General features: G+C 54.3%; 4 protein-coding genes. 2 read left to right on the top strand and 2 right to left on the bottom strand.

All coding sequences use genetic code 11. The features are described 5' to 3' along the window. Window positions 1-359: 359 nt before the first annotated feature. Window positions 360-2,018 (top strand): hypothetical protein, encoded by a 1,659-nt coding sequence (locus HMPREF2942_RS04910; RefSeq protein ID WP_049327635.1) that lies wholly within the window; start codon window positions 360-362, stop codon window positions 2,016-2,018. A 50-nt stretch (window positions 2,019-2,068) separates the two neighbouring features. Here the strand turns inward: HMPREF2942_RS04910 and HMPREF2942_RS04915 are convergent, their stop codons facing one another. Further along, a complete protein-coding gene (locus tag HMPREF2942_RS04915; RefSeq protein WP_246824356.1) occupies window positions 2,069-2,896 on the bottom strand; it encodes an S-layer homology domain-containing protein in 828 nt (275 codons plus the stop codon). 176 nt (window positions 2,897-3,072) lie between these two features. Next, window positions 3,073-4,044, bottom strand: coding sequence for a PHP domain-containing protein (locus HMPREF2942_RS04920; RefSeq protein ID WP_083313463.1), 972 nt, complete (start codon window positions 4,042-4,044; stop codon window positions 3,073-3,075). A gap of 216 nt (window positions 4,045-4,260) precedes the next feature. On the opposite strand from HMPREF2942_RS04920, the gene HMPREF2942_RS04925 reads away from it, so the two are divergent. Then, window positions 4,261-5,790 carry an aminopeptidase P family protein gene (locus tag HMPREF2942_RS04925; protein ID WP_070688539.1) on the top strand — a complete coding sequence of 510 codons (1,530 nt, stop codon included), beginning with the start codon at window positions 4,261-4,263 and terminating at the stop codon, window positions 5,788-5,790. Window positions 5,791-5,883 lie beyond the last annotated feature (93 nt).

Raw genomic sequence — 5,883 nt, forward strand, 5'->3', positions numbered from 1 at the left:
GCAAACCACCCGTGGCCGCCGTTCTCTTGAGCCGCACACCCCCTTTCTATCGCCAAGATACAGAGCAAACCGACACAGTTTCATTCTCTCCTTCAGCTTCAGTGCAATGTTAAAAATATTTAAAGCAATAGATTTTATATACCTCATTAATATGTTGAGGAAAATTAAAATATTTACGTAAAACTTGAAACGAATTTATGTAAAAATCATAAATTTTCTTGCAAAGAGAAGAAAAAGCGATACACACTAGAGATACCTTCTGCAGCGCAGCACGGTGCTACGTGCAGAAAGTATTCGCCCACTAACATCACTTCGTCGTGATGAAGGGCGAATAATTCACTCACCTCTAGGAGACATCGATGTCTGAATATCATGCGCCATCGCGGCGCGCCCTTTTGGCAGGAGGAGCTCTTGCCGCAACCACTGCAGGAGTCTCAGCTTTCTCCCCAGCCCATGCGGAGCAAGCAAACAAGACTGAAGAGTTCATGACTCGCGCCCCAGAATGGGTAAAAAATACCCAGAAGCGGCTAGACGAGTTCAATAAGCGTCTGCAATATCTCACGTACACTGATACTGCGAGGGAGTACACAGCCCATAATCTTGCGAAGAACGGCCTTCATGTTAATGTTCTGGATTACTGCGTAGACCCCACGGGCGGAGTGGACTGCACCGATCAGCTGAACAAGCTGGCAGAGCGCCTGTATTGGCTCGGCGGAGGGTCAATTGAGCTACCTGCCGGTATTTACAAGGTGTCGCACCCCTTCATTCACTTGCTCGATAAGGTGGAGTTTTTCGGGCATGGAATGTCTACCCGAATTATTGCGACGTCCACAGATGCGCTTACCAAGGCAGCGGGTACCTCTGATGAATGTTTCGGTGTTTTTCATACGGGAACTTATCAAAACCCGACATCTAATGCGACAGATAACCGTCCGATGCGTTTCGGAGTGCGTGATATGTGGATTCGCACGAGCCCCCAAAAAGGGCATATCAACGTACAGCAGCTTACGGATAATATGCATACTAGGGCACCTCTAGCCCATGTTGCAGGCATTATTCTACACACTGAGTTTACGGGTAAGCCTAATGACCCTGAAGCTGTCCCTTCCCTCTCTAACCTAGAAATTTGGGATGTAGATATGGGTGTTGCGATTTTGGGGCTTCATGACCGAGGTATGAAAGTCGATAAAATCCGTGTCCGCAAGTCTTTGCGCCAAGGCTTGCTGGTTGGCAAACCTGTCGGTCATCCGTTACGCCGCAAAGATGGCAATAATCCTGGTGGCGCAGATAATAAGTTCCTTACAGTAGATATTTCTGATGCCAACCTTTCAGGGAAAAACTACGCCGGAATTGAAATCTACGCCTCCCAATGCAAATTTTTTGGGTCAACCAGCTGGTACAACCGCCGATCCGTGCTACAAAATTCTATCTACGTAACGCGGAAAAAGGACCAGTCCGACGATCAATATACTGCCAAGACCGGTGCTGGATGGTATGTCGCCGGAACGCGTAACCTCTTTCAAGGATGCACGGCTCAAGAGAACGGTGGTCACGGATGGTTTGCCCTAATGCCGAGGAATAACTATGTGGGTTGTATCGGTGAATCCTCCAGCTGGCATGACGCAGTCTCAGATAAAGCACATAACCACGAGGCAGCGAACTGGTATATCAGCTCGTGGGCTAGCGACTGCACTTTCACGGGAGTACGCTCAGACAACCCCTACGGGCCAAGCCAAGAAGTACCCCTAGAAAGAATCCTCGCTTCACTGTGGGGCTTCTATCTTGAAGGTAGTGTTAGGCGTTTGAATATTATTGGAGCAAACGCATACGACGAATGCCACATGGACTACGAAGACAATAACAAACCTAAACCCAAGGTTCTGAACGATAAATGGAAGTTTTCTATTAAAAATTCCCTGAACCCACCCTACAAGATTGAAATTAATCAGTATGTCTATAAATCTACTGAGGATTCAGCAGATATTTCTAATAAAAAAGATTTTCCAATCACTGAATAAAAATTACTAAAATGTGCGCCTCACCTAACATTAGGTGAGGCGCACATAGTTTATTTAAATTTGAAAGATTTATCTGCTAGACGAATCACTTCGATAGCCTGCTCATAAGTAGCGTAAGCCAACCATTCAAATTCATCGTTAGGCGATACGATACCATACCGTCGATACGATACGTTCTCAATAGAATCTTCATTATTTGGATTCTGAAGACCATAGTGTAACCAGGTGTATGCCTTATGAAGCTCCGAATTATATGGCATATTCGGCCATTTTTCCTTCCAAGGAGTAGGGGGGAAATACTTCTCAGGGTCATATGCAGCTACCGTTACTTTTGGACTGCCCGCCAACCGATACACCATCAAGGCAGTAGAAGACTCACTAGCAGGGGTATCATAATGGAAATTCCCATCACTCCAACCCCAGGTAATGCCCCGCTGACGAGCCCACATCACCACAGGAAAACGCGGATCATCAGTCTTAATATCACCGTACGGTGACTGAGCTGGAAGATTCTTCACCTCAGGAGAACCCGACAGACGGTACAAATACTCCACAAACTGGCCACGAGAGATAACACTATCTTTCTTGACCATTTGGTGCTTCTGATACTCAGAAATCAGACCAATGCACTGCGCCCAATTAAAGATAACGCGACGCCCCAATTCACCATCTTGCCGATAGTACTCATATTCTGCGCGGTCGTTGCAGGTCACTGCCGGTTCGTCCGGCTGTACAATGGGGGTCACCTCGTGAGGCTTCAAATGCCCGGTGGCATACGCCGGAACACTACCGCACACCATGGCACCTGCCAGCAGTACCGTGCCACCGGCCTGGATGGCCCGCTTTGTGGGGCGGGTGAATAATTGTCGAAGCATCATAGCTCCTTCATGAACAGAGGGGAGGCACAATCTTTGTGCGCCCCAATGAGTAGAACGTTCTCAGCGTACCAAAAATCCTAACCTTCAGGTAGAGATTTAGGGAATATGCAATGAGGTGAAAGCAAAAGAATGGGGGGCGGGTTCCTTTGATTAGGAACCCGCCCCACACTTTTGTTTTAGTGCTGTGCCGCCAGCTGCTCGCGGATACGCGCCACCGTCACCGCATCCGTCGTGTTCTCACCCAGCAGGTTCGGCTTACCCGCGCCGTGATAATCACTCGAACCCGTCACCAGAACCTCACGGCCCGCCGCACGCTGACACTCAATGAACTCCAGCAGACGCGCCCGGTCCTCCGGGGAGTTCTCACGGTGATACACCTCCACACCCGCCAAGCCAGCATCCACCATCAAACCCAGGTACTCCAGGCTCAGGGCGGGACCACGCATCGTACTCATCGGATGCGCAATCACCGGCACACCCCCAGCCTCACGAACCAGACGCACCGCCTCCAACGGATCCAGCGCATCCTGCGGCACATAGTAGGGGCTGCCCGTGTACAGCAGCTTCGCGAAAGCCTCAGAACGGTCAGTCACCACACCGGCGGCAACCAGCGCGTCAGCAATATGGGGGCGGCCCACCGCCGCGTTCCCCTCCCCCACCTGCGCCAACACGTCATCCCAGGTCAGCGGGTAGTCAGCGGCAAGACGCTGCACAATAGCCTGCGCACGGCCCGCACGGCTGGCACGAATCGCCTCCACACGGCGCGCCAACTCCGAACCCACCGGGTCAAAACCATAAGCGAGCAGGTGAATAGTCTTCGTGCGTGCACGGCCCGCACCGTCGGTGTAACGGTAACGGCAAGAGAACTCGGCACCCGGCAGAAAATCCAGACCGTACTCATCCGCCAGCTGAGCCGCCTGCACCCACCCGGCCGTCGTATCGTGATCAGTCAGCGCGAACCCCGCCAATCCGGCGCGAGCAATCAGCGGCACCAGCTCGGTCAGGCTCTGCGTGCCGTCAGAAATAGCGGAGTGAATATGCAGATCGTAACGCCCGGCACGGTTCAGGTTTTCAGGCGCGCCCGATTCAGCGGGCTGCGGCGCCTGCTGCGCATTAGGTGCACTATTTCGGTGTTCTGTCTGCGTCATATTCTCTCCTTCCCCGCCCCTGCTAGTTCGTCGCCACCTCAGCGGGGTTTCAAGGCATGTCATCTACTCTTCTGATTCAACCCTACCAATATCGGCGGCGCAATATCAGGCACCCGGTCGCAGGTCAAAGATATATTCTGCTCCACCGCGCCCTCTCTTATGGTCAAAAGCGCTAAAACACCTGCCCACCTATGGTGAAGGCGATATGATTAACCCATGACTGAGAACAACGAGAAGAGCACCGAAGCTCAGAAGACTGACCACCGCAGCACCCCTAAGGCGTCTGCGTTCACCGAATTCATTGCCGCAAACTGGGCACCTGCCGAAGATGACGGCTACACCCGCGAGCCCGTAGCAGACTACGCAGCTGAGCGCCGCGCCAAGATCTCCAAGGCATTCCCCGGCGAGCGCCTCGTCCTGCCCGCAGGCCCGCTGAAGGTCCGCTCCAACGACTGCGACTACCGCTTCCGCCCCCACTCGGCGTTTGCGCACCAGACCGGTCTGGGCATCGACCACGAGCCCGACGCCGTGCTGATCTTCGAGCCCGTCGAAGAGGGCACCGGTGACAACGGTTCCAACCACGAGGTGACCCTGTACTTCCGTCCGCTGGCTGGCCGTGACACCGCAGAGTTCTACGCGGATGCACGCTACGGCGAGTTCTGGGTTGGCCCCCGCCCCACCCTGAAGGAATTCTCCGAGCGTTACGGTCTGCGTACCCGCGACCTGTCCGAGCTTGAGGTTGCTATCACCAAGAACGCCGGCAACCAGGGCCTGGGCGGCGTGAACATCCGCCTGGTCCGCAACGTTGACCCGGCTGTTGACGCGCTGGTTGACACTTCCCGTTACAACACCGGCGTGGAGCTGGAGCAGGCTGACAAGCTGGACTCCGAGCTGGCCGTGGCTCTCTCCGAGGCTCGCCTGATTAAGGACGCTATCGAGGTTGAGAACCTGCAGCGTTCCGTTGATATGACCGTCAAGGGCTTCGAAGAGGTCATTCGTGAACTGCCGAAGGCTAAGGAGCACCACCGCGGTGAGCGCGTCGTTGAGACTGCGTTCTTCTCCGTGGCACGTACCGACGGTAACGACCTCGGCTACGACACCATCGCAGCGTGCGGTAACAACGCAACCATCCTGCACTGGATCCGTAACAACGGCACCGTCGATGACGGCAAGCTGCTGCTGCTGGACGCAGGCGTTGAGGACGACACCCTGTACACCGCAGACGTGACCCGTACCTTCCCCGTGAACGGTAAGTTCACCGAGGTTCAGGCGAAGGTCTACAACGCTGTGCTGGAGGCTGCTGACGCCGCATTCGCTGTGGCTAAGCCAGGCCGTAAGTTCCACGAACTTCACGACGCCGCTATGGAGGTTCTGGCTCACCGTCTGGAAGAGTGGGGCCTGCTGCCGGTTTCTGCCGAGGTTTCCCTCACCATTGAGGGCGGTCAGCACCGCCGCTGGATGCCGCACGGCACCAGCCACCACCTGGGCCTGGACGTGCACGACTGCGCGCAGGCGAAGGCTGAACTGTACATGTGGGCTGAGCTGGAGCCGGGCATGGTCTTCACCATTGAGCCGGCACTGTACTTCAAGGAAGAGGACATGTCTATCCCCGAGGAGTACCGCGGTATCGGTATCCGCCTTGAGGACGACGTGCTCTGCACCGAGGACGGCAACGTGAACCTCTCCGCTGCGCTGCCGCGCACCGTTGAGGGTATTGAGGAGTGGATGGCGAAGCTGGCGAAGTAACGCCTAGCCCCCCCCAGTTACGTTAGTAACGTCTTATAGGGAAAGCCCCTCACCGATTCTGAACTGCCTCCCGTTTCTTGGACAACAAAATTA

Source organism: Rothia sp. HMSC071C12 (genome assembly GCF_001813895.1).
GTDB lineage: Bacteria > Actinomycetota > Actinomycetes > Actinomycetales > Micrococcaceae > Rothia > Rothia mucilaginosa.

Excerpts from the sequence above, each read along its gene's own strand:
- HMPREF2942_RS04925 (WP_070688539.1), top strand. The coding sequence starts at position 4,261 with ATGACTGAGAACAACGAGAAGAGCACCGAAGCTCAGAAGACTGACCAC.
- HMPREF2942_RS04915 (WP_246824356.1), bottom strand. The coding sequence starts at position 2,896 with ATGATGCTTCGACAATTATTCACCCGCCCCACAAAGCGGGCCATCCAG.
- HMPREF2942_RS04920 (WP_083313463.1), bottom strand. The coding sequence starts at position 4,044 with ATGACGCAGACAGAACACCGAAATAGTGCACCTAATGCGCAGCAGGCG.
- HMPREF2942_RS04910 (WP_049327635.1), top strand. The coding sequence starts at position 360 with ATGTCTGAATATCATGCGCCATCGCGGCGCGCCCTTTTGGCAGGAGGA.